The organism is Kocuria turfanensis, assembly GCF_001580365.1.
GTDB classification, from domain to species: domain Bacteria; phylum Actinomycetota; class Actinomycetes; order Actinomycetales; family Micrococcaceae; genus Kocuria; species Kocuria turfanensis.
On the sequence record NZ_CP014480.1, the window covers coordinates 1483832 to 1503632 of the forward strand.

A 19801-nucleotide genomic window follows, 5' to 3' on the forward strand; every position below is an offset into this window, starting at 1 on the left:
TTCCTGGAGGTCACCCCATGCCGCACCGTGTTCGCGGAGGCACCATGCAGATCGGCGAGCTCGCCGAGCGCACCGGCCTGTCCCTGCGCACGATCCGTCACTACGACGACGTGGGCCTGCTGCCGGCCTCGCGCACGGAGGGCGGCTTCCGCGTGTACACCGAGCAGGACGTGGAGCGACTGCTGGTCGTCCGGCAGATGAAGCCGCTGGGGTTCACCCTGGAGGAGATGGCCGAGCTCCTGGAGCTGCTCGGGGCCGAGCCGGCCTCCCCGGAGCGGCTCGCGGAATACCTGGAACGCGCGCGGCCGGAACGGGACAAGCTGGCCCGCAAGCTGGCCCAGGCGGACGAGTTCATCGCCATGCTGGAGCACCGCCTCGGCCGGTGACGGCCCCCGTCGTCGGACAGCCCCGCCCCCACCGCACGTGCGATCGGTCACTTCGGACGACCCGGGGCGCACTCTACCCTTACGCTAGGTTAGGGTTGCACGGACGCCGGACCGCACCGTGCCCGGCCACCGCCGCTGCGCACCCCCCCTCCCCGTGGCTGCACGCCACCCGGGGATCCGCGTGCCCTCGTGCACTCCGCCCCTGCGCCCTTCCGCTCTCCTGCCCTCATGAACGGAGCCTTCCCATGGCCACGACGACCGCCGGCCCCGCCCCGGCGCTGACCCCCGAGCAGCGCCAGTCCGTCCGTCGCACCCTCCGCTCCCCCCGCCACCTCAAGACCGAGGTCCTGGCCGGACTCGTGGTCGCCCTGGCCCTGATCCCGGAGGCGATCGCGTTCTCGATCATCGCCGGGGTCGATCCGCGGGTGGGCCTGTTCGCGTCCTTCACCATGGCCGTCACCACCGCGGTCCTCGGCGGCCGTCCGGCGATGATCTCCGCCGCCACCGGCGCGGTGGCCCTGGTCATCGCCCCGCTGATGGCCTCCCACGGCATCGACTACTTCATCGCCGCCGTGATCCTGGCCGGACTCTTCCAGGTGGCGCTGGCCCTGATCGGCGCGGCGCGGCTGATGCGCTTCGTCCCCCGCTCGGTCATGGTGGGCTTCGTCAACGCGCTGGCCATCCTGATCTTCAGCTCGCAGATCCCGGAACTGATCGGCGTGCCCTGGGCGGTGTATCCCCTCACGCTGCTGGGCCTGGCCATCGTGTTCCTCCTCCCGCGGATCACCCGGGCGGTGCCGGCACCGCTGGTGGCCATCGTGGTGATCACCGTGCTCGTGGTCTCCTTCGGCACCGAGGTCCCCACGGTGGGCGACAAGGGCGCGCTGCCCGAGTCCCTGCCCTCGCTGTTCGTCCCCGACGTCCCGCTGAACCTGGAGACCCTGCAGATCATCGCCCCGTACGCGCTGACCATGGCCGTGGTGGGACTGCTGGAGTCGCTGATGACGGCCAAGCTCGTCGACGACATCACCGACACGCCCTCCCCCAAGACCCGGGAGTCCTGGGCCCAGGGCGTGGCGAACGTGGTCTCGGGCCTCTTCGGCGGAATGGGCGGCTGCGCGATGATCGGCCAGACCATGATCAACGTCAAGGCCTCCGGCGCCCGAACCCGGATCTCCACCTTCCTCGCCGGGGTTTTCCTGCTGATCCTCGTCGTCACCCTGGGCCAGGTCGTCGCGGTGATCCCGATGGCCGCGCTGGTGGCGATCATGATCTTCGTGTCGTGGGCCACCTTCGACTGGCACTCCGTCCGCCCCGCGACCCTGTCCCGGATGCCGCTGCCGGAGACCCTCGTGATGCTCTCGACCGTGGTCGTGACCGTGTGGACCCACAACCTCGCCCTGGGCGTGGTCGTCGGGGTGCTCGTCGCCATGGTCGCCTTCGCCCGCCGGGTCGCCCACTTCGTGAGCGTGGACCGGGAGCTCGAGCAGCGCAGCGGCCGGGAGACGGCCGTCTACACGGTGCACGGGGAGCTGTTCTTCGCGTCCTCCAACGACCTCTACACGATGTTCGACTACGCCGCGGACCCCGGGCACGTGGTCATCGACCTGTCGGACTCCCACCTGTGGGACGCGTCCACCGTCGCGGCCCTGGACTCGGTGACCGACAAGTACGCCCACTACGGCAAGCAGGTCCGGGTCGTGGGCCTGAACCAGGCCAGCCGCCGGATGCGGGTGCGCCTGGGCGGGATGCTCAACGGCGGCGGGCACTGAGCGCCGCCTGAGGGCCGGGCATTTGCAATGACAACCCTTTGTGTCTGCATGTGACTCAGCTCACACCGGGGTTGTTGCCGAAGGGCCGGGAAGCGAGCATTCTTGCTTCTCACGAGGGGATTCTGTGGTCGGTACAGGACCATCCCCCGGCTCCCACAGCGTCGACCGGTGGGGCGTCCCGGATCCGGAAGGTCCGTGGCGTCGTCGAGAATCGGTCCGCGGAGGGGAGCAGCAGGGAGCGGGGCAGGCTGGGGGGCCGCCCCGCTCCCCCTGTTGTGGGGCGGCACCGGGAACCGGTCGACGAGAACCGCCGGGCAGGCCTGTCGTCGAGGACCGCCGTCCCCGCGGGCCCCCGCTGACGACCTCCCCACGCTTCCGAGTCCGGACGGTTGCCGCGCTGCAGGTGGTGCACGTGGTCCGAGGAGAGCACCCCCGGTCCGGAAAACGCACCGCCGCGGGGAGGAGGGTGGCCACCCTGTGGAGCGCCGGTGACGATGGATCGCGGTGGTGCCGCTGCACCGCCGCCGAGACGGCCCGGGCCGCTGCGCAGCGTCGCGCCCGGCCCGGGGCCGTCCCCGAAGCGACCGCACCCAGGGGGTTCCATGCACGACGACACCGCCGCAGCCGTGCAGGCCCGCCTGGCCCGCCGGGCCGCCGAGCAGGCCGGTCTGGCGACGGACCAGCTGTGGTGGCAGTACTTCGAGCTCGGCGGTGAGGTCGGTGCCCTGGAGATCGAGGCGTACCTGCACGAGTGCCTGCAGCTGCCGTCGGGCCACCGGGACCTGATCACCTGCGCGGTCAACGAGCTGGCCGGCGGCACGACCGCCGCCCGGGCCCCCTTCTCCTGGGAGCTCCAGGGCTCACGAGGCGACGCCGGGTCACCCGGCACCGGCCGGAGGCCGGGCCCCGGCCCTCTCAGCTGAGGACCGCGAGTCCGCGGAGTCCTGGGTCCGGCAGCCCGGGACCGGAACGGGATCGCCCGGGCACCGTGCGGAGGCAGTGGCAGAATGGGCCGGGTGCCGCCACGTCGGCGGCCCGCCTCCGGTGGAGCGGGTCGAACCGGTCGGCACGGTCCGTCGCCGCGTGCTCCCACCTCGACCCTAGGATGTCGGATGGTCCGTTCCTCGCCCCGTTCCGCCCCCACGCCCGCCTCGACCGGCTGGTCGACCCTGCACCGCCACCACATCGGCGTGGACGTCGGCGGCACCCGGATCAAGTACTCCGCCGTGGACATGGCCGACGGTTCGCTGACCACCCCGGTGCTCCAGCGTCCCACTCCGGAGCCCGCCACCCCGGAGGCCGTCGCCGCGCAGCTCGAGCTCGTCGTGGCCGAGCTGTCCGAGGGGCCGAGCGCACCGGATCCCGAGGCCAGCGTGGGGGTGGCGCTGCCCACGATCCTCCGCCAGGGCGTGGCGTGCTCGGCCGCGAACATCGACGACGCCTGGATCGGGCTGGACGTCCGCCGCTTCCTCACGGGGACGCTGGGCCGCACCGTGCAGGTCATCAACGACGCCGACGCGGCGGGGCTCGCCGAGGTCCGCTACGGCGCCGGCCGCGGGAGCGCCGGTACCGTCCTGCTCATCACCCTGGGCACCGGGATCGGCTCCGCACTGATCGTGGACGGGAGGCTGGTGCCCAACCTGGAGCTGGGCCACCTGGAGCTGCGGGGCGTGGACGCCGAGGTGCGCGCCTCCGCCCTGGCCCGCGAGCGCGAGGGACTGGACTGGCCCGTCTACGCCGAGCGTCTCCAGGAGTACCTGGCCCACCTCGAGTTCCTCTTCTCGCCCGACCTGATCATCGTGGGCGGCGCCATCTCCGCCCAGCACGAGCTGTTCCTCCCGCTGCTGCGACTGGACACGCGCGTGGTGCCCGCCGAGCTGCGGGACGCGGCCGGCATCATCGGCGCCGCCCGCCACGCCTACCTGGCCCTGCCGCCCCCGGAGGCCTAGCGCCGGAGGGCCTGGCGGAAGTACTGGATCCCCGCCAGGGCGTGCAGGACCGCGGCGATCTGGACCAGCACGCGGCCCACGTCGGTGACCTCGGGGCTGGACCACGCCGGACCCGCCAGCACGAGCACGGTCCCGACCATGAGCAGGGCCGTCTTGGCCTTCCCGACCGTGGTGACCCGCAGCGCGCCGAGGGAACCGCGCACCAGCGTGGCGATGCCCACCACGACGTCCACCACCGCGATGACCACCAGGACCCACCAGGGAAAGAGCCCGACGACGCTGGCGGCCACCGCGATCGCCACGGTCCCCAGCCGGTCCGCGATGGGGTCCATCACCTCCCCGACCCGGCTGCGCTGCCGCAGCGCCCGGGCCAGGGTGCCGTCGACCCAGTCGGTCAGGGAGAAGAGGGCCACCAGGACCAGCGCCCGGACCGGTTGCTCGTCGATGTCCAGCACGGCCAGCACGGCCGGGACGATGAGTGCGAAGCGCACCACCGAGACCACGTTGGGCACCGTGACCACGCGGTGGTAGTACGGCGACTCCGCGGGCTCCACCTCGTCCTGGTGCTGTGCCATCCGGCCTCCCGTCCGTCCGTCCGTCCGTCGCCCCGCTCGGGCGGGCCGGGCCCGCCCCCGCTGCTTCCGAGGGTAGCCCGTCGCGGTGCCGACACGGCACCGCGGCGCCACCGCACCGTCTCCTCCCGGGCCCGCGGAGCGATCGGCGACGTCGTCGTCCACCGGGGCCCGGACCATGTGACGTCCACCGGCGGGGCCGCGCCCCGGGCTGACGTCGCCCAGCGGCTGCGGGCTACGCTGGGCGGGTGAGGCGGAGCCCGCTCCGGACTGCGCCCCGGACCCCGAGGAGACTTCCGTGGACCCGCGCGTGCACTTCGTCACCCTGGCCACCCCGGACCTCGACGCCGCACGGCGGTTCTACGTGCACGGTCTCGGCTGGGAGCCGCTGCTGGACGTCCCCGGGGAGATCCTCTTCTTCCAGACGGCCCCCGGCACGGTGCTGGGTCTGTTCGACGCCGCGTCCTTCGCCCAGGACCTCGGCCGCACGGGGACGCCGTCCGCGCAGGGCGTGACGCTCTCGCACAACGTGGCCGGCGAGGACGAGGTGCGCACGGCCGTCGCGGCGATGACGGCGGCCGGCGGAACCGTGCTCACGAGCCCGCGCCACGGGCCCTTCGGGGGCGTGTTCCACGCGCACGTGGCGGACCCGAACGGCGTCGTGTGGGAGATCGCGCACAACCCCGGATGGCGGATCGACGACGACGGGACCGTGCGCCTGGGCTGAGCCCGGCGCCCGGCCGGGGCGCTCAGCCGCGGACGTCGGCGCGCAGGTGGTGCTCGACGTCGTGCCGGAAGTACACCGCGAGGCGTGCCACGGTGAACTCGGTGCCGTCCCCGCGGCGGCCCGTCCGGGTCCACTGCTCCCCCGACACCGCGTCGAAGGCGTCCGCCGTGGCGCGCAGCTCCTGGGCGATCTCCCCGGAGGCCTCGTACGGGTCCTGCTCGTTGTAGCGCTCCTGGACCGCGACGGCGTCCTGGTCCCAGTCGGGGAAGACCGGGTCCTCCTCGTCGAGCATGAGCCGCAGGCGCTCGCGGAAGACCCGGCTGAGGTCGCGGACGTGGCACGCGTACTCGAGCGGGGACCACGTGCCCGGGCGCGGCCGCTCGGTGAGCCGGGGGCGCTCGAGCACGGCGACCCACCGGTCGACCGTGCTCCGCACCAGCTCGCCGGTGGCGGAGACGTCCAGCTGCGGGTCGAAGCCGCACTCGGCGCAGCCCTGGTCGATCACCACGGTCCAGTCCCTGGTCTCGGGCGGGACCGGGGAGATGTCGGGGGCCTCGGGGCGCTCGGCGGTCATGCGGCCAATCTACCCGGGGCTCCGGCGCGAGGCGAGGACCCGGCGCGGACGGGGCATCCCGGAGACCGCGGCCAGCACGGAGGCGACGGCCATCAGGGCCGCGCTGAGCAGGAAGGACTGCCGGCCGTCCAGGTAGCCGGAGCCCGCCGCCCCCACCGCCGCACCGATCTGTCCGGCGGTGGCCATCCACGAGTACACCTCGGTCCGCCGGCTCTCCGGCGCCCGGGCCGCGGCGAGGCCGTACTGCGCGGTGATGACGATCGCCAGGCCCAGCCCCGCCACGGTCAGGGCCACCGCGGACCACACGAGCCCGCCCCGCCACGCTCCGAGCAGGCAGCCCAGCACCCACACGGCCGCCGCCGCGTGGATGTGGGCGATCCGGGAGCCGGGCGGGTCGGTGCGCCCGTAGACGAGACCGCCGAGGATCGAGCCCGCCGAGAGCAGGGCCACGAGAAGGCCTGCCTGGGCCTCGCGTCCGGCCTCCGCGGCGACGCCCACGGCGGCCATCTCCGCGGTGGTGATGGCTCCCACGCTCCCGCCCGCGAGGGCGACGACGGGCAGCAGCCGCAGCGGCAGGGGGTGCGGCGCCGCCGGACGCACCGGGATCCGCCAGTGGGCGCCCGCGACGCGGGCCAGCAGCACGGACGTGGTCGCCCCGAGCACCGCGACCACGAGCAGCGCGTGCCGGGGCGCCGTCCATCCCGCCACGGCCGCCACGGCGGCGGGGCCGAGGATGAAGACCACGTCCAGGGTCACGGACTCCCACGCCTGGGCCGCGTGCCCGAACGACGACGACGGGGCGCGCATGCTCCACAGGCTGCGCAGCACCGAGGTGCCCGGGGCGGTGAGGGCGCCGGTCAGGGCGGCGCACAGCAGGACCACCGCCGTGGGAGCCTCGGCCAGGGAGGCCCAGAGCCCCAGCAGGGCGGCGGCCTGCGCCAGCCCCAGGACGCTCATCGCCGTGCGCGGCCCCGAGCGGTCCACCCACCGGCCACGGGCGGGACCCGTCACGGCGAGGGCCAGGGCGAGCACCGCCGCGGACCAGCCGGCCAGCTCACGCCCGTGCACGGCGTTGACGCTGAGCACGAGGGCCAGCGAGACCATCGCCATGGGCAGCTTGGCCACCAGGCCGAGCAGCATCAGGGACCGGGACCAGGGTCGGCGGAGCATCTGCGCGTAGGACCCGGCCAGGCGGTCGGCCCGGGTCACGGGCCCCGCCGGCCCGGGATCCGGCCCGTGGTCCCGCCCGGAGCCCGGCTTGTGTGCCCGCCCACGGTCCAGCTTGTGTCCCCGCCCTGGGCCGGCGCTCCGCCGCGCAGGAGGGCGCCCGGACACGGCGGAGCGGGGTCGAGGGGGCGCGGCACGCGCGCCAGTCTATGCGGGCGGCCGTCTCCACCCGCGCCGGCGCCCACCACGGGAGCGCCGGGGGCCTCCCGGTAGGCTGGGGCGCATGTCCTCCCCCGGTTTCCCGCACGCCGTCCTCTTCGACCACGACGGGACGCTCGTCGACACCGAGCCCCTGTGGGACCGGGCCAAGCAGGACCTCGCCGCCGAGCACGGCCGGATCTGGACCCCGCAGGACACCGACGACACCCTGGGCCGCCCCGTGGCCGCCACGATCGACCGCATGCGGCAGATCGGGGTGCCGCTCGACGACGACGAGATGTTCCGGGCGATCTTCGAGCACAGCGTGCGGGTGCTGGAGGGGACGGAGCTGACCTTCATCGACGGGATCGGGGAGCTGCTCACGGAGCTGGCGGACGCGGGGATCCCCGCGGCGATCGTCACCAACGCGAGCTCCGCGCTGGCCCGGCACACCGCCGCGGCGGCCCCACCGGGCCTCGTCCGGACCACCGTGGGCACCGACGACTACGCCCGCGGCGTGCGCCCCAAGCCGGACCCGGACGCCTACCTCACGGCGGCACGCCGGCTCGGAGTGGACCCGGCGCGGTGCGTGGTGGTGGAGGACTCCCCCGCGGGAGCGGCCGCCGGGGTCGCCGCGGGCATGCCCACGGTGGTCGTGCCCGGGGAGAAGGCGGTGGAGCCCGGTCCGGGACTGCTGCACCTGCGCTCCCACCGGGAGCTGACCCTGGCGCTGCTGCGCTCGCTGGACCCGCAGTCCCCGTCGTCGCCCTTCCACCCCGCCCAGGAGGCCCGCCCGTGAGCTCCCCCGTCTTTCCCGCCGCCGTGCTCTTCGACCACGACGGCACCCTCGTGAACTCGGAGCCCCAGTGGGCCGTGGCCAAGCGGGCGGTGGCCGCCCGGTACGGCGTCGGGTGGAGCACCGAGGACGACCACGCCACGCTGGGCCGGACCGTGCCCGCCTCGGCGCGGCTGATGGTCGAGCGCGGGGCCGCGGGCACCGTGGAGGCCATCACCGCGGAGCTCGGCCAGGAGGTGGCCGACTCCCTCACGGGCGAGGTCCCGTTCCTGCCCGGCATGCGGGCGCTGCTGGACGAGCTGGGGCGGGCCGGCATCCCCGGTGCCGTCGTGACCAACGCGCTGACCGTGGTCGCGCAGGGCACCGCGTCCGGGGCCCCGGAGGTGCTGCGGGTGGTCGTGTCCCAGGAGGACGTGGAGCACGCGAAGCCGCACCCGGAGCCCTATCTGCTCGCGGCCCGGCGGCTGGGCGTGGACCCCGCGCAGTGCGTGGCGGTCGAGGACTCTCAGACGGGGGCCGCGAGCGCGGCGGCCGCCGGGATGCCGGTGGTCGTGGTGCCCGGGGAGCTGCCCGTGGAGCCCGCGCCCGGCTTCGTCCCCGTGGACGCCCACACCGACGTCACCCTGGCGTTCCTGCGCGGGCTGGCTCCTTCCGTCTGACGATCCGCCGGGCTTCCGGGTGACGACCCGCCGGACTTCCGGGTGACGCCCCGCCGGACTTCCGGGTGACGCCCCGCCGGACGACGACGAGGGCCCGTTCCCTGCCGCTCCGCGGAATGCGGGACGGCGGGGAACGGGCCCCCGTGGACGGTGCCGGGACTCAGCGGGTCGCGGCTCAGCGGGTCGCGGCGCCCTGCGGGGAGGACGCCCGACGGGGGCTGCGGCTGCGGCGGCGCGCGGCGGCCTGCGTCGCCCGGTCCGGCGCGGACTCGGTGGAGTACGCGGGCGCCGCGGAGCGGGTGGGCGCGGCCGAGCGCGCCGGTGCCGCCGAGCGGGAGGCCGAGCCGTTGCCCGGCCGGGACCCGGCGCGCCCGCCGGTCTCGGGGCGCTGGTCGCGGGAGGCGCCGCGCGGCTGCTCGGAGCGGTTCTGCCCGCCGCGGCCGCGGCTGCCGCCGGAGCGGCCGCCGGACCGGCCGGCACCGGAGCGCTGACCGCCCGCCGGACGACCCTGGGCCTGGACGGGCTGCGGCACGTAGGCGACCTTCGCGGCACGCTCGCCCACGAGCTCGGTCACGGCCGGGGAGCCGACGGTCACGGTGTCGAAGTTGGCGGTGACGCCCGCGGCCTTCATGAGCTGGGTGACCTCGCGGCGCTCCTCCTTGGTGGCCACCGTGACCACGGAGCCGGAGGCACCGGCGCGGGCGGTGCGCCCGGAGCGGTGCAGGTAGGACTTGTGCTCGGTGGGCGGGTCGATGTGCACGACCAGCTCGACCTCGTCCACGTGCACGCCGCGGGCGGCGACGTCGGTGGCCACGAGCACCCGCACGTCGCCGGCGGAGAACTGCGCCAGGTTCCGGTCACGGGCGTTCTGCGAGAGGTTGCCGTGCAGGTCGACGGCCGGGATGCCCATCTGGGTGAGCTTGCGGGCCATCTTCTTGGCACGGTGCTTGGTGCGCGTGAACATCACGCGGCGCCCGGTGCCGGAGGCCAGGGCCTCGATGAGCTCCTGCTTCTCGTCGGCGTCGATCACGAGCACGTGGTGGTCCATGGTGGACACGGCCGCCTGCGGGGCGTCCACGGAGTGCTTGACCGGGTTGGACAGGAACTGCTTGACGAGCTTGTCCACGCCGCCGTCGAGGGTGGCGGAGAACAGCAGCCGCTGCCCGCCCTGCGGAGTGCGCTTGAGGATGCGGGTGACCACGGGCAGGAAGCCCATGTCGGCCATGTGGTCGGCCTCGTCGATGACCGTCACGCGGACGTCGTCCAGCGTGAGGACGTTCTGCTTGAGCAGGTCCTCGAGCCGGCCGGGGCAGGCGATGACGATGTCGGCGCCCTTGGCCAGCGCCTTCTCCTGGTTCTTCTGCGAGACGCCGCCGAAGATCACGGTGGTGGTCAGCCCGGCCGCCTCGGCGATCGGGGCCACGGTGCGGTCGATCTGCGTGGCGAGCTCGCGGGTCGGGGCGAGGACCAGACCGGTGGGCCGGTTGGCGCGGCGGGCCGCACGGGCACCGTTGCCGCTCAGTCCGGCGAGCCGGGACACGAGCGGCAGCGCGAACGCCACGGTCTTGCCCGAGCCGGTCTTGCCGCGGCCGAGCACATCACGGCCGGCCAGCGAGTCGGGGAGGGTCTTCTCCTGGATGGGGAACGCCTGCTCGATGCCCTGCTGGGCGAGGACGGCGGACAGGGCCTTGGGCACGCCAAGGTCGGTGAAAGTAGCCAAAACTGGGATACGTCTTTCGATCGGATGTCCCGGCAAGGGGGTAGCGCGCCGGGTTGCGCCGAATGACTCCTGGAGCCCCTGCGAGCGGGCTGAGACCGTCTGGAACGGTGCCACGCTGGAAGAAGAACGGGGTGCTCGACGCCTGCCTGCTCACCCGGGGACGGGGAGCAGTGCCATATGCAATACGACTCACCCTACAGCACGGGCGTCACGCCACCACCCGGATGTGGCGGAGGGCACGCCCCTCTCTCCCGCCGCGGCGGGTGGTCCGGCTACAGCGCGGTGTAGCCGCCGTCGACCAGGTAGTAGCCGCCGGTCATGAACGAGGCGGCGTCCGAGAGCAGGAACGTGGTCAGGGCGGCGACCTCCTCGGGGCGGCCGAGCCGGCCCAGCGGGTGCTTGGCGGCGAGCCCCCGGAGCACCGCCGGAGGCGCGGTGTTGAGCAGCGGGGTCTCGATGTAGGCGGGACCGACCGCGTTGATCCTCACCCCGCGCTGTCCGTACTCCACCCCGGCCTGCTTGGTCAGGCCGACCACCCCGTGCTTGGCCGCGGTGTAGGCGCTGTTGCCCGCGGCCGTGGCCACGGTCCCGTGGACGGAGGCCATGTTGACGATCGCCCCGCCACCCGCCTGCTCGATGGCCGGCAGCTGGTAGCGCATGCCGAACATCACCGCGTGCAGGTCGATCTGCACGGTGCGCACCCAGGCGTCGAGGTCCGACTCGCCGACGGCGTCCGCGGACCCGCCCACGCCGGCGTTGTTCACCGCCAGGTGCAGGCCGCCGTAGGTCTGCTGGGCGAACTCGACCGCGGCCTCGCAGTCCTCGGGCTTCGCCACGTCCTGCCGGAAGCCGGCGGCGTCGCCGCCTGCGGCCATGATCGCCTGGACGACGTCGTCGATCCGCCGGGTGTCGATGTCCGTGACGACGACCTTGGCGCCCTGCGCCGCGAGGTCCTTGGCGCAGGCCTCGCCGATGCCGGAGGCGGCGCCGGTGACGAGCGCGACCTTGTTCCTGAGGTCAGCCATGTGCTTCTCCTGCCGTGTGTCCGCTGGGCCGGACCGGGTGGGCCGGCGCTCCCAGTCTGTCCGGGAACGGCCGGGTCCGCGAGGAGGACAGGGGCGTTCCCGCTCGCGCCGCCCGCCCGTTCCGGACGGCCGGAACTCAGTCCTCGCCGTCGTCCTCGGCCTTCTCGGCGTCCCGCGCCTGGCGCAGCGCGGCGGAGTCCGCCTCCTGGGCGGCCTTCTGCTCGCGCACCACCTCGGTCAGGAGCTTGGTCATCTCCTTGGCCACACCGGCCGCGGACTGGGGGTTCTGCCCGGTGACGAGGCGGTCGTCCACGACGACGTGCTCGGTCCAGTTCGGCGCCGTGCGCACGTCCGCGCCCTGCTCGACGAGCTTGTCCTCGAGCAGGAAGGGCACCACGTCCGACTTGCCGACCTCGTCCTCCTCGGCGTTGGTGAACGCGGCCACCCGGCGTCCCTCGACGATGCGCAGTCCGGTGGAGAGCTCCACGTCGACGAGTCCGGCCGGTCCGTGGCAGACGGCGCCGACGATCCCCCCGGCGTCGTGCACGGCGGCCACCAGCGACTGCAGGTCGGGGTTGCCGGCGAAGTCCCACATGGTGCCGTGCCCGCCCACGAGGTAGACGGCGTCGTACTGCGCCGGGTCGACCACGCTGATCCGCGGTGTGTTGTACAGGGAGGCCCGCACGGTCTCGTCCTCGAGGTACTGCCGCTGGACCTCGTCGTCCTCGTCCCTGCCGTCCTGCGGAGGCTGCCCCCCGGCGATCGAGGCGAAGTCGACGACGTATCCGGCGTCGCGGAACACCTTCCACGGGTGGGCCGCCTCGCCGACGTAGTAGCCGGTGGGCTCCCCGGTGTCACCGAGGGTGTCGTGGCTGGTGAGAACGAGCAGAACCTTCTTCATGGTCTCGATGTCCATGTCTGTCCTTCCGTCGGGTGGCGGGACGCGGAGGGCGTCCCGCGGGCGGATGGCCAGCCTAGGCGCCGCCGGGCACCCCGGGGTGGGATGTACGCTGCGGGCCGATGTCGTCCGGAGGGGGCGGAGTCGCCCCTGATAGGGTCATTGACGACTCAATGACCCTGTTCCCCGTCCCGAAAGGACCGACCATGAGCCTCTCCAACGCGATCCTGCGCGGCGTCTCCGGCGCCTACCTGCTGCAGTCCGGCTACGGCAAGAAGGACCTCCCCACGGAGGCCGCCGCGGGGCTCCAGCAGTTCGCCGCCACCGGTGTCCCCCAGTTCAAGGAGTGGGACGCCGACACCTTCGGCAAGTTCGTGGCCTACTCCGAGATGGGCATCGGCGCCGCCCTGCTGACCCCGTTCGTCAACAAGCGCCTCGCGGGACTGGCCCTCGGCGCGTTCTCCGCCGGGCTGCTGGCGATGTACTTCCGCAACCCGGACATGACCCAGGAGGACGGCATCCGCCCGACCGAGGCCGGCACCGGCCTCTCGAAGGACGCCTTCCTGGCCGCCATCGCCGCGGCCCTGGTGGTCTCCAAGTAGTCACGGCTCCTCAGGAGCGCCGCGGGTGCCGCTCGTCCGGACGGACGGGCGGCACCCGTTTCGCATCCCCACCCGGGGCAGGGCGCCGCGTGTCCTTCGGACGGGGGCTGCGCAGCTCTTAGGACGTCCGAGGCGCCCGGGAGAATGGGCCTATGACGACGACGTCGCACTGCCGGTCCCGTCCCGCTCCGGGCCCGCGCCGCACCGCTCCCGTCGGGGAGCGGGTGCTGGACGCCGGCGTCCGGGCCGAGGCCCGGGCGGTCGTCGGGCAGCTCGTGGACTCAGCCGCCGCCCAGGCGCGGGAGGCGGGCCGCCAGCTGCGCTGCATCTACCGTCTGTGGCTGTTGGCCTGGGAGGACCGTGAGATCGACTGGGTCTCCTCCGCGCGTCTGATGCCGTCCGCGGCCGACGACCTCGTGTGCTCCCTCCTGGAGACCGAGGACCAGCTGGTGCGCGACGTCGCCGACGAGATCGGCCCGGCGCTCCACCTGCCCGCGGGCACGGCGCTCGACCGCGTCCGCGAGGCCCTCGTGCTGGGGCTGCACCTGCCCGGAGCGCTCGAGGCGCTGGAGGCGGGCCGCTTCAGCGCCCGCCACGCCTCGGTGATCGCCGACCAGTGGCGGGAGCTGGTGGAGGACGCTCCGCCGGGCCAGGAGGCACCCGCCGCCCTCGTGCAGCGGCTCGCGGACGAACTGGTGGAGCGGGCGCCGCACTGCACGGTGGCGCAGCTGCGGGCGTGGTCGCGACGCCGCCGCGCGGCACTGCTGGCGGAGACCCACGAGGCCAGGCACCGGGCGGCCCGCGCCGGGCGCCGCGTGTGGATCGAGCACGGCGAGGACGGCATGGCGTTCCTGCACGCGCTGCTCGACGCGCCCACGGCGCTCGCGGTCCAGGACCGGCTCGACGCGCTCGTGGCGCTGCTGGGCCCCCGAGAGGCGTGCGCGGGGGCGGGACCGAGCTCCGCCCCGGTGGAGCCCCTGCAGGCGCAGTCCGCCGAGCGCCCGCAGCTCGCGCAGCCGGTGGAGGCGCCGGGCGCTGCGGATCGCGCCGCAGGGACCGGACAGCACGTGGCTGCCCGGACCGAGGCCCAGCTGCGCGCGGACGTCCTCGCCGACCTCCTGCTGGCCGGGGAGGTCCCCGACGACCCCTCGTTCCCGCGCGGCGTGCGCGGCCAGGTCTGTGTGACGGTCCCCGTGCTCACGCTGCTGGGACCACGCCCCGGTGGCCATGCCGACGGGGTGTTCAAGGACGCGCCCGTGCTCGCAGGCCACGGCCCGATCAGCGCGGAGGTGGCCCGGGAGCTCGCTGCGGGCGCATCCTCGTGGCAGCGCGTCCTGACGCACCCCGTCACGGGCGCCGTCCTCGACCACGACCGCACCACCTACGTCGTGCCCGCCGACCTGCGCCGCCGGCTGCGGCTGCGCGACGGGACCTGCCGCTTTCCCGGGTGCCGCCGGCGGGTCGAGCGGTGCGACCTCGACCACACGGTGGCATGGCAGGACGGAGGGCGCACCGCCGCGGACAACCTGGCCCACCTGTGCCGTCACCACCATCTGGTCAAGCACCGCCACGGCGCACTCGGCCGCTGGTCGGTGCGGCAGCTGGGGCCGGCGCGCGCCGGTGGCGTGCTCGAGTGGACGTCGCCGGCCGGGCGGACGTACCGGACCGTCCCGGACCCGTCGGCCGGATGGTCGTGGACCGGGCCCCCGTCCGGGGCGTGGGCGCCGGATCGACAGGCCGCGGACGGAGTGCTCCGGGACCGAGCGCTGCCGGGGAGAACGCCGCCGGACGCATGCGCGCCGGAGGAGGCGGACCCTCCCCCGTTCTGACCGTCGGACGCCCGAGACGTCCCGCAACACAGCATGGAGAACAGACCCGCAACCTCCGACAGTGCCGCCCACCGGACACCCGAGACGTCCCGCAACGCAGCGTGGCGGGTGCGACGGGCCCGGAGCCTCTCCCCGTGTCGGCCTCCGGCCCCCTTCTCAGGCGGGAGACCGACCCGGGTCCTGCTCCGTGACCTCGACCGCCACCCGGTAGGCCATGGTGTGGGTCTCGTCCGGCTCCAGGTGCACGGCCTCGGCCTGGACGTTGGCCCCCTCGACGCACACGAAGTCGGTCCAGCCGTCCGCGCCGACGTCGGGCATGGCGGCCGCCTGCTCCGCCCACGGGTTCCACACCACGGTGTTCCGCGAGTTCTCCTTGCGGATGCGCAGGACGCGCCCCAGGACGGGATCCACCACGGAGACCTCCGCGTCCGAGCGGTAGACGCGGTCCGTCTCGCCCTCGAGATGGAGCGCGCCCTCCTGGACGCAGTCGTCGCGGTCCAGCACCTTGTCCCGGTAGCCGGCGCCGTCGAGGCCCTCCACACGGATCTTCCGCACGTCCCCGACCACCAGGTAGGCGTGCAGAGCCTCCTCGATGTCGAAGGCACGGTCGTCGGTGTTCGTGATGCTCAGCTCCAGGACCAGCTCGGTCCCGAAGCGCACCACGTAGTAGGCCTCGAACCGGTACGGGAACTGCTCGCGGTGGACCGGATCGGTGACGTCCTCGTCCGTGAGCCGGTAGACGACCACGGCCTCGTGGTCGGAGGACTCCCGCGACTCGACGTGCCACGGGAGCGTGCGCGCGAAGCCGTGCCTCGGCGCGCGGCCGCCCGCGGCCCCGTCGGCGAACCACGGGAAGCAGATCGGGACGCCGCCGCGCACCGGGGTGCCTGTCTCCAGTGCCGTGCTCGGGGACAGCCACAGCACCGGTGCCTGCCCATGGGGGATCCAGTCGGTCACGTGGGCGCCCTGGTCGTAGACCGCGCCGGTGGCGTCCGCGCAGGAGAACGGGCGAGGGTCGGGAAGTCGGCTCATGCCCTCAGGCTAGACGGAGGGCCCGACCCCCGTCGGGACGTCGGGCCCTCGAACGCCGGCGTGCCGGGCGCCGGTGCGTCACACGCCGGTGCGCTCGTAGGAGTCGATCGCCCCGGGGCGGCCCTCCATGAACGCATCGATCTGCTGCCGGTTCGCCCGCAGCTGCGGGTCGTGGTCCAGGTAGTGCTTGGTCTCCCGGGCGATCAGCCCGGAGAGGATGAGCAGGCCCACCAGGTTGGGGATCGCCATCAGCCCGTTCATGACATCGGCGAAGTTCCAGACCACGGCCAGCGGCACCGTGCAGCCGACGAACACCACCGCGGAGAACACCACGCGGTAGGGCATCACCGCCGCCACGCCGAAGAGCCGCTCCATGCAGCGCTCACCGTAGTACGCCCAGCCGAGGATCGTGGAGTAGGCGAACAGGACCAGGCCCAGGGTGACCACGATGTGTCCCCACTGCCCGGGCAGGCCCTGGCTGAACGCGTCGCCGGTCATGGTCGCCGCGAAGTCCGCGCCCTGCTCCCACACCCCCGTGGTGATGAGCACGAGGCCGGTGCAGGTGACCACGATGATGGTGTCGATGAAGGTCTGCGTCATGGACACCAGGCCCTGCCTGACCGGGTGGGTGGTCTGGGCGGCCGCCGCGGCGATCGCGGCCGAGCCCATGCCGGACTCGTTCGAGAAGATGCCGCGGGCCACGCCCATCTGCACGGCCAGCATGATGGCCGACCCGGCGAAGCCGCCGACCGCCGCCGTGCCGGTGAAGGCGTCCGTGAAGATCAGGACCACGGCCTGCGGGATGGCCGCGACGTTCACGACCAGGATGAAGAGCGCGCCCAGGACGTAGAAGAGGATCATGAACGGCACGAACCCCGCCGTCACCTTGCCGATGGACTTGATGCCGCCCACGAGCACGGCCAGGGTCAGCGCCGCGAGCACCACGCCGGTGATCCAGGTCGGCACGCCGAAGGAGCTCTCGACGTTGGAGGCGATCGAGTTGCCCTGCGTCATGTTGCCGATTCCGAACGCGGCCAGGGCCGCGGCGATCGCGAAGAAGATGGCCAGGAACTTGCCGAAGCCCGAGCGGATGCCCCGCTCCAGGTAGTACTGCGGGCCGCCGGAGATCTCGCCCTTGGCGTCCGTGGTGCGGAACCGCACGGCCAGGAAGGCCTCGGAGTACTTGGATGCCATGCCGAGCAGGCCGGTGACCCACATCCAGAACAGCGCGCCGGGGCCGCCGATCGAGATCGCGGTGGCCACGCCCACGATGTTGCCGGTGCCCACGGTCGCCGCGAGCGCGGTGGTCAGTGCCTGGAACTGGGAGACGTCGCCGCCGTGGGCGTCCTCGTCCTTGCGCTCGAACAGCGCCAGGCGCAGCGCGGATCCGAGCCGTTGGAACTGCAGCCCGCCCAGCCGGACCGTGAGGTACAGGCCGGTGAGGAGCAGCAGGGGGATGAGGACGTACGGTCCCCAGATGATGCCGCCCAGCGTGCCGAGGGCAGTCTCGATGGATTGGAGCATGTGTTCTCCCGTGGGTGTCGGGTGGGTGGTCGAGCGGAAACCGGTCGAGGGTGTGATCTCCGTCTCTGCAGGAGGCATCTAATCACAGGTCCGGCGGTCCGCAGGTCATGGGTCGGAAGGTCGGTCGCCGGTCACGGATCGGCAGGCCCTTCGCGGTGTGGTCCCCGGCCGTCGCGGCCCGGAGACGGGCCGGTGGACGGGCCGATGGACGGGCCGGCGGACGAACGCGGTGCTCCCGGCGGCCGGCGGGAGCACCGAGCCGCGAGCAGCACGGCCCCCACGGCCAGCAGGGAGCACACCGCCATGGACACGGCCATGGGCACCGCGCTGTGCTGCCCGGCCAGACCGGTCAGTGGGCTCACGAGGCCGCCGATGAGGAACTGGACCAGCCCGAGCACCGCCGAGCCGGCGCCCGCCCGGCCGGGCACCCGCGACTGGGCCAGCGCCACGGCGTTGCCGAGGATGAACCCGATGCAGGACTGGCTCACGAACAGGTGCGCCAGCGTGGTCCACCCGGTGAGGCCCGCGAGGACCAGGACCAGCCCCACCACGTTGACCGCTCCCATCACCACGAGCGCGGTGCGCAGGACCGTCCCGGGCTCCACCCTGCCGACGAGCCGGGTGTTGACGAGGGCCCCCAGGATCGAGCCGCAGGCGTTGACGGCGAAGATCACGGAGTAGCCGAGCGCCGAGTAGCCGAGCACGTTCTGCACCACGAAGGAGGAGGCGGAGATGTAGGAGAACAGCGCTCCGAAGGCCGCTCCGAAGGCCAGCGCGTAGCCCATGAAGGACGGGGTGCGCAGCACGCGCCAGGAGCCGCCGACGACGGCCCCGACCCCGCCCCGGTGGCGCCGGTGCGGCGGCAGGGTCTCCGGGACCACGAGGACCGAGCACGCGAGCATCAGCAGCCCGAACGCGGCGAGCGCCCAGAACACGGTCTGCCACGGAGCCACGGTGGCGATCACCCCGCCCAGCAGAGGGGCCACGACCGGGGCCAGGGAGGTGATGGTGGCGAGCACCGAGAAGAGCTGGGCGGCCCGGCGTCCGGAGGCGATGTCCGAGACCACGGCCCGGGCGATCACCACGCCCGCCGCGCCGGCGGCGCCCTGCACGGCGCGCAGCGCGATCACCGTGCCGACGCTGGGTGCGAGGACCACGGCCACGGAGCTGAGCAGGAACAGCACGTTGCCGGCGACCATGAGCCGGTGCCTTCCGAGCACGTCGGAGACCGGGCCCAGCAGGAACTGCCCCAGGGCCATGCCGACCATGTAGCTGGTGAGGGTCAGCTGCACCGCGGAGGTCGAGGCGCCGAAGTGCACGGCCATGGCCGGCATGGACGCGAGGTACATGTCCGTGGCCATGGGGCTGACCGCGCTGAGGATCCCCAGTGCCGCCACCAGCACCACCCGGTCCGCTCTGCCGCTGAGACGCAGGCGGGAACGGACCGGGTGGCCGGGGGTCGTGAGCTCATGGTGGGTCCTCGGGAGGGGGCGGGGGCGTGCGACTTCGAGTCGCGGGTGCGGGTGGGGGTGGTGATGGCGGGGGCGGGTGGTGATGGCGGGGGCGGGTGCCGGTGCCGGTGCCGGTGCCGGTGCCGGTGGCGACAGTGGGTGCCGGTGGTGATTGACGGTGTGGGCGCGGGTCTGGGTGCAGGAACGGATGGGGTCGGGGCGGCGGGCGGCGCTGCGGATGCGGGGCGGGGTGCGGGTACGGCCCGGTTCATGCTATCGGCGCCGGTGCGGGGAGAATGTCCTCATGAGACTTGCCGTGTACACCGGAGCCTCCCTGGGTTCCGATCCCCTGTTCGCCGAGGCCGCCGCGGCCTTCGCCACCGAGCTCGCCCGTCGCGGGGTGGGCGTGGTCTACGGCGGCGGCCACGTGGGACTGATGGGCGTCGTCGCCGACGCCGCCCTGGCCGCCGGCGGCGAGGTGATCGGCGTGATGCCGCGCTCCCTCGTCGAGGACGAGACGGCCCACACCGGGCTGACCGAGCTGCGCGTCGTCGGGACGATGCACGAGCGCAAGGCGGAGATGGCCCGCCTCGCGGACGGGTTCGTGGCCCTGCCCGGAGGGCTGGGCACCCTGGAGGAGATCTTCGAGGCGTGGACCTGGCTGCAGGTGGGGGTGCACGCCAAGCCGGTCGGCTTCCTCGACGTCTCCGGGTTCTGGAGACCCCTGCTGGACGCGGTCGCGGCGATGTCCGCCGCCGGGCTGGTGCGCCCGGAGTACCGTGACGCCGCCGTGGTCGCCCAGGACGCGGACGAGCTGCTGGCCCGCTTCGCGCAGTGGGAGGCGCCTCGCCGGCGCTGGGCCGAGCCGCTCCTCCCGGACAGCATGACAGCACCGGTCGGGCCTGCGCCTAGGATGTAGG

The 19801-nt window shown here is 73.7% G+C and carries 19 protein-coding genes; 10 read left to right on the forward strand and 9 right to left on the reverse strand.

All coding sequences use genetic code 11. The annotated features are described in order from the left end of the window. Positions 1-17 precede the first annotated feature (17 nt). The 4 genes from AYX06_RS06805 to ppgK all read left to right on the forward strand — a co-directional run bounded on the left by AYX06_RS06805 (position 18) and on the right by ppgK (position 4107). Entirely contained in the window at positions 18-386 is a 369-nt protein-coding gene (locus tag AYX06_RS06805) for a MerR family transcriptional regulator (protein WP_062735124.1), read from the forward strand. Between the two features lie 245 nt (positions 387-631). Further along, positions 632-2158, forward strand: coding sequence for a SulP family inorganic anion transporter (locus tag AYX06_RS06810; RefSeq protein ID WP_062735125.1), 1527 nt, complete (start codon positions 632-634; stop codon positions 2156-2158). Positions 2159-2760: 602 nt separating this feature from the next. Next, positions 2761-3081, forward strand: a complete 321-nt coding sequence (locus AYX06_RS06815) for a hypothetical protein (protein ID WP_062735126.1) — start codon at positions 2761-2763, stop codon at positions 3079-3081. Between the two features lie 189 nt (positions 3082-3270). After that, complete coding sequence (ppgK, locus tag AYX06_RS06820; protein WP_062735127.1) at positions 3271-4107, forward strand: polyphosphate--glucose phosphotransferase; 837 nt, start codon at positions 3271-3273, stop codon at positions 4105-4107. Here ppgK and AYX06_RS06825 read toward each other — a convergent pair. Then, positions 4104-4682, reverse strand: a complete 579-nt coding sequence (locus tag AYX06_RS06825) for a CDP-alcohol phosphatidyltransferase family protein (RefSeq protein ID WP_062735128.1) — start codon at positions 4680-4682, stop codon at positions 4104-4106. The genes ppgK and AYX06_RS06825 overlap by 4 nt on opposite strands. A 295-nt stretch (positions 4683-4977) precedes the next feature. On the opposite strand from AYX06_RS06825, the gene AYX06_RS06830 reads away from it, so the two are divergent. Further along, a complete protein-coding gene (locus tag AYX06_RS06830; RefSeq protein WP_062735129.1) occupies positions 4978-5406 on the forward strand; it encodes a VOC family protein in 429 nt (142 codons plus the stop codon). Positions 5407-5428: 22 nt separating this feature from the next. Here AYX06_RS06830 and AYX06_RS06835 read toward each other — a convergent pair whose 3' ends face one another. Together AYX06_RS06835 and AYX06_RS06840 are read right to left on the reverse strand one after the other, a co-directional pair. Next, the gene (locus AYX06_RS06835; protein ID WP_062735130.1) at positions 5429-5980 is read right to left on the reverse strand and encodes a DinB family protein; all 552 of its coding nucleotides are present in this window, start codon (positions 5978-5980) and stop codon (positions 5429-5431) included. Between the two features lie 9 nt (positions 5981-5989). Then, complete coding sequence (locus AYX06_RS06840; protein ID WP_062735131.1) at positions 5990-7189, reverse strand: MFS transporter; 1200 nt, start codon at positions 7187-7189, stop codon at positions 5990-5992. Positions 7190-7430: 241 nt separating this feature from the next. Here AYX06_RS06840 and AYX06_RS06845 point away from each other — a divergent pair, with 241 nt between their 5' ends. Both AYX06_RS06845 and AYX06_RS06850 read left to right on the forward strand, forming a co-directional pair. Continuing rightward, complete coding sequence (locus AYX06_RS06845) at positions 7431-8144, forward strand: HAD family hydrolase (protein WP_062735132.1); 714 nt, start codon at positions 7431-7433, stop codon at positions 8142-8144. After that, positions 8141-8800 carry an HAD family hydrolase gene (locus AYX06_RS06850; RefSeq protein WP_062735133.1) on the forward strand — a complete coding sequence of 220 codons (660 nt, stop codon included), beginning with the start codon at positions 8141-8143 and terminating at the stop codon, positions 8798-8800. The genes AYX06_RS06845 and AYX06_RS06850 overlap by 4 nt, the downstream gene beginning before the upstream one ends. A 175-nt stretch (positions 8801-8975) precedes the next feature. Here the strand turns inward: AYX06_RS06850 and AYX06_RS06855 are convergent, their stop codons facing one another. The 3 genes from AYX06_RS06855 to AYX06_RS06865 form a co-directional block, all read right to left on the reverse strand. Continuing rightward, positions 8976-10520 carry a DEAD/DEAH box helicase gene (locus tag AYX06_RS06855; protein WP_232319413.1) on the reverse strand — a complete coding sequence of 515 codons (1545 nt, stop codon included), beginning with the start codon at positions 10518-10520 and terminating at the stop codon, positions 8976-8978. Between the two features lie 272 nt (positions 10521-10792). Next, positions 10793-11545 (reverse strand): SDR family NAD(P)-dependent oxidoreductase, encoded by a 753-nt coding sequence (locus AYX06_RS06860; protein ID WP_062735135.1) that lies wholly within the window; start codon positions 11543-11545, stop codon positions 10793-10795. Positions 11546-11681: 136 nt separating this feature from the next. After that, positions 11682-12461, reverse strand: a complete 780-nt coding sequence (locus tag AYX06_RS06865) for a type 1 glutamine amidotransferase domain-containing protein (RefSeq protein WP_062735136.1) — start codon at positions 12459-12461, stop codon at positions 11682-11684. A 188-nt stretch (positions 12462-12649) separates the two neighbouring features. Between AYX06_RS06865 and AYX06_RS06870 the strand changes: the two genes are divergently transcribed. Both AYX06_RS06870 and AYX06_RS06875 read left to right on the forward strand, forming a co-directional pair. Further along, a complete protein-coding gene (locus AYX06_RS06870; protein ID WP_062735137.1) occupies positions 12650-13045 on the forward strand; it encodes a hypothetical protein in 396 nt (131 codons plus the stop codon). A 152-nt stretch (positions 13046-13197) separates the two neighbouring features. After that, a complete protein-coding gene (locus tag AYX06_RS06875) occupies positions 13198-14874 on the forward strand; it encodes an HNH endonuclease signature motif containing protein (RefSeq protein ID WP_084271490.1) in 1677 nt (558 codons plus the stop codon). Positions 14875-15030: 156 nt separating this feature from the next. On the opposite strand, the gene AYX06_RS06880 is transcribed toward AYX06_RS06875, so the two are convergent. The 3 genes from AYX06_RS06880 to AYX06_RS06890 form a co-directional block, all read right to left on the reverse strand. Further along, complete coding sequence (locus tag AYX06_RS06880; protein WP_062735139.1) at positions 15031-15906, reverse strand: D-hexose-6-phosphate mutarotase; 876 nt, start codon at positions 15904-15906, stop codon at positions 15031-15033. A 78-nt stretch (positions 15907-15984) separates the two neighbouring features. Further along, on the reverse strand, positions 15985-17430 hold the full coding sequence (locus AYX06_RS06885) for an alanine/glycine:cation symporter family protein (RefSeq protein WP_062735140.1): 1446 nt from the start codon (positions 17428-17430) through the stop codon (positions 15985-15987). A 131-nt stretch (positions 17431-17561) separates the two neighbouring features. Continuing rightward, positions 17562-18833 carry a multidrug effflux MFS transporter gene (locus tag AYX06_RS06890; protein ID WP_232319414.1) on the reverse strand — a complete coding sequence of 424 codons (1272 nt, stop codon included), beginning with the start codon at positions 18831-18833 and terminating at the stop codon, positions 17562-17564. Positions 18834-19185: 352 nt separating this feature from the next. On the opposite strand from AYX06_RS06890, the gene AYX06_RS06895 reads away from it, so the two are divergent. Then, on the forward strand, positions 19186-19800 hold the full coding sequence (locus AYX06_RS06895; RefSeq protein WP_062735141.1) for an LOG family protein: 615 nt from the start codon (positions 19186-19188) through the stop codon (positions 19798-19800). Position 19801: the final 1 nt, after the last annotated feature.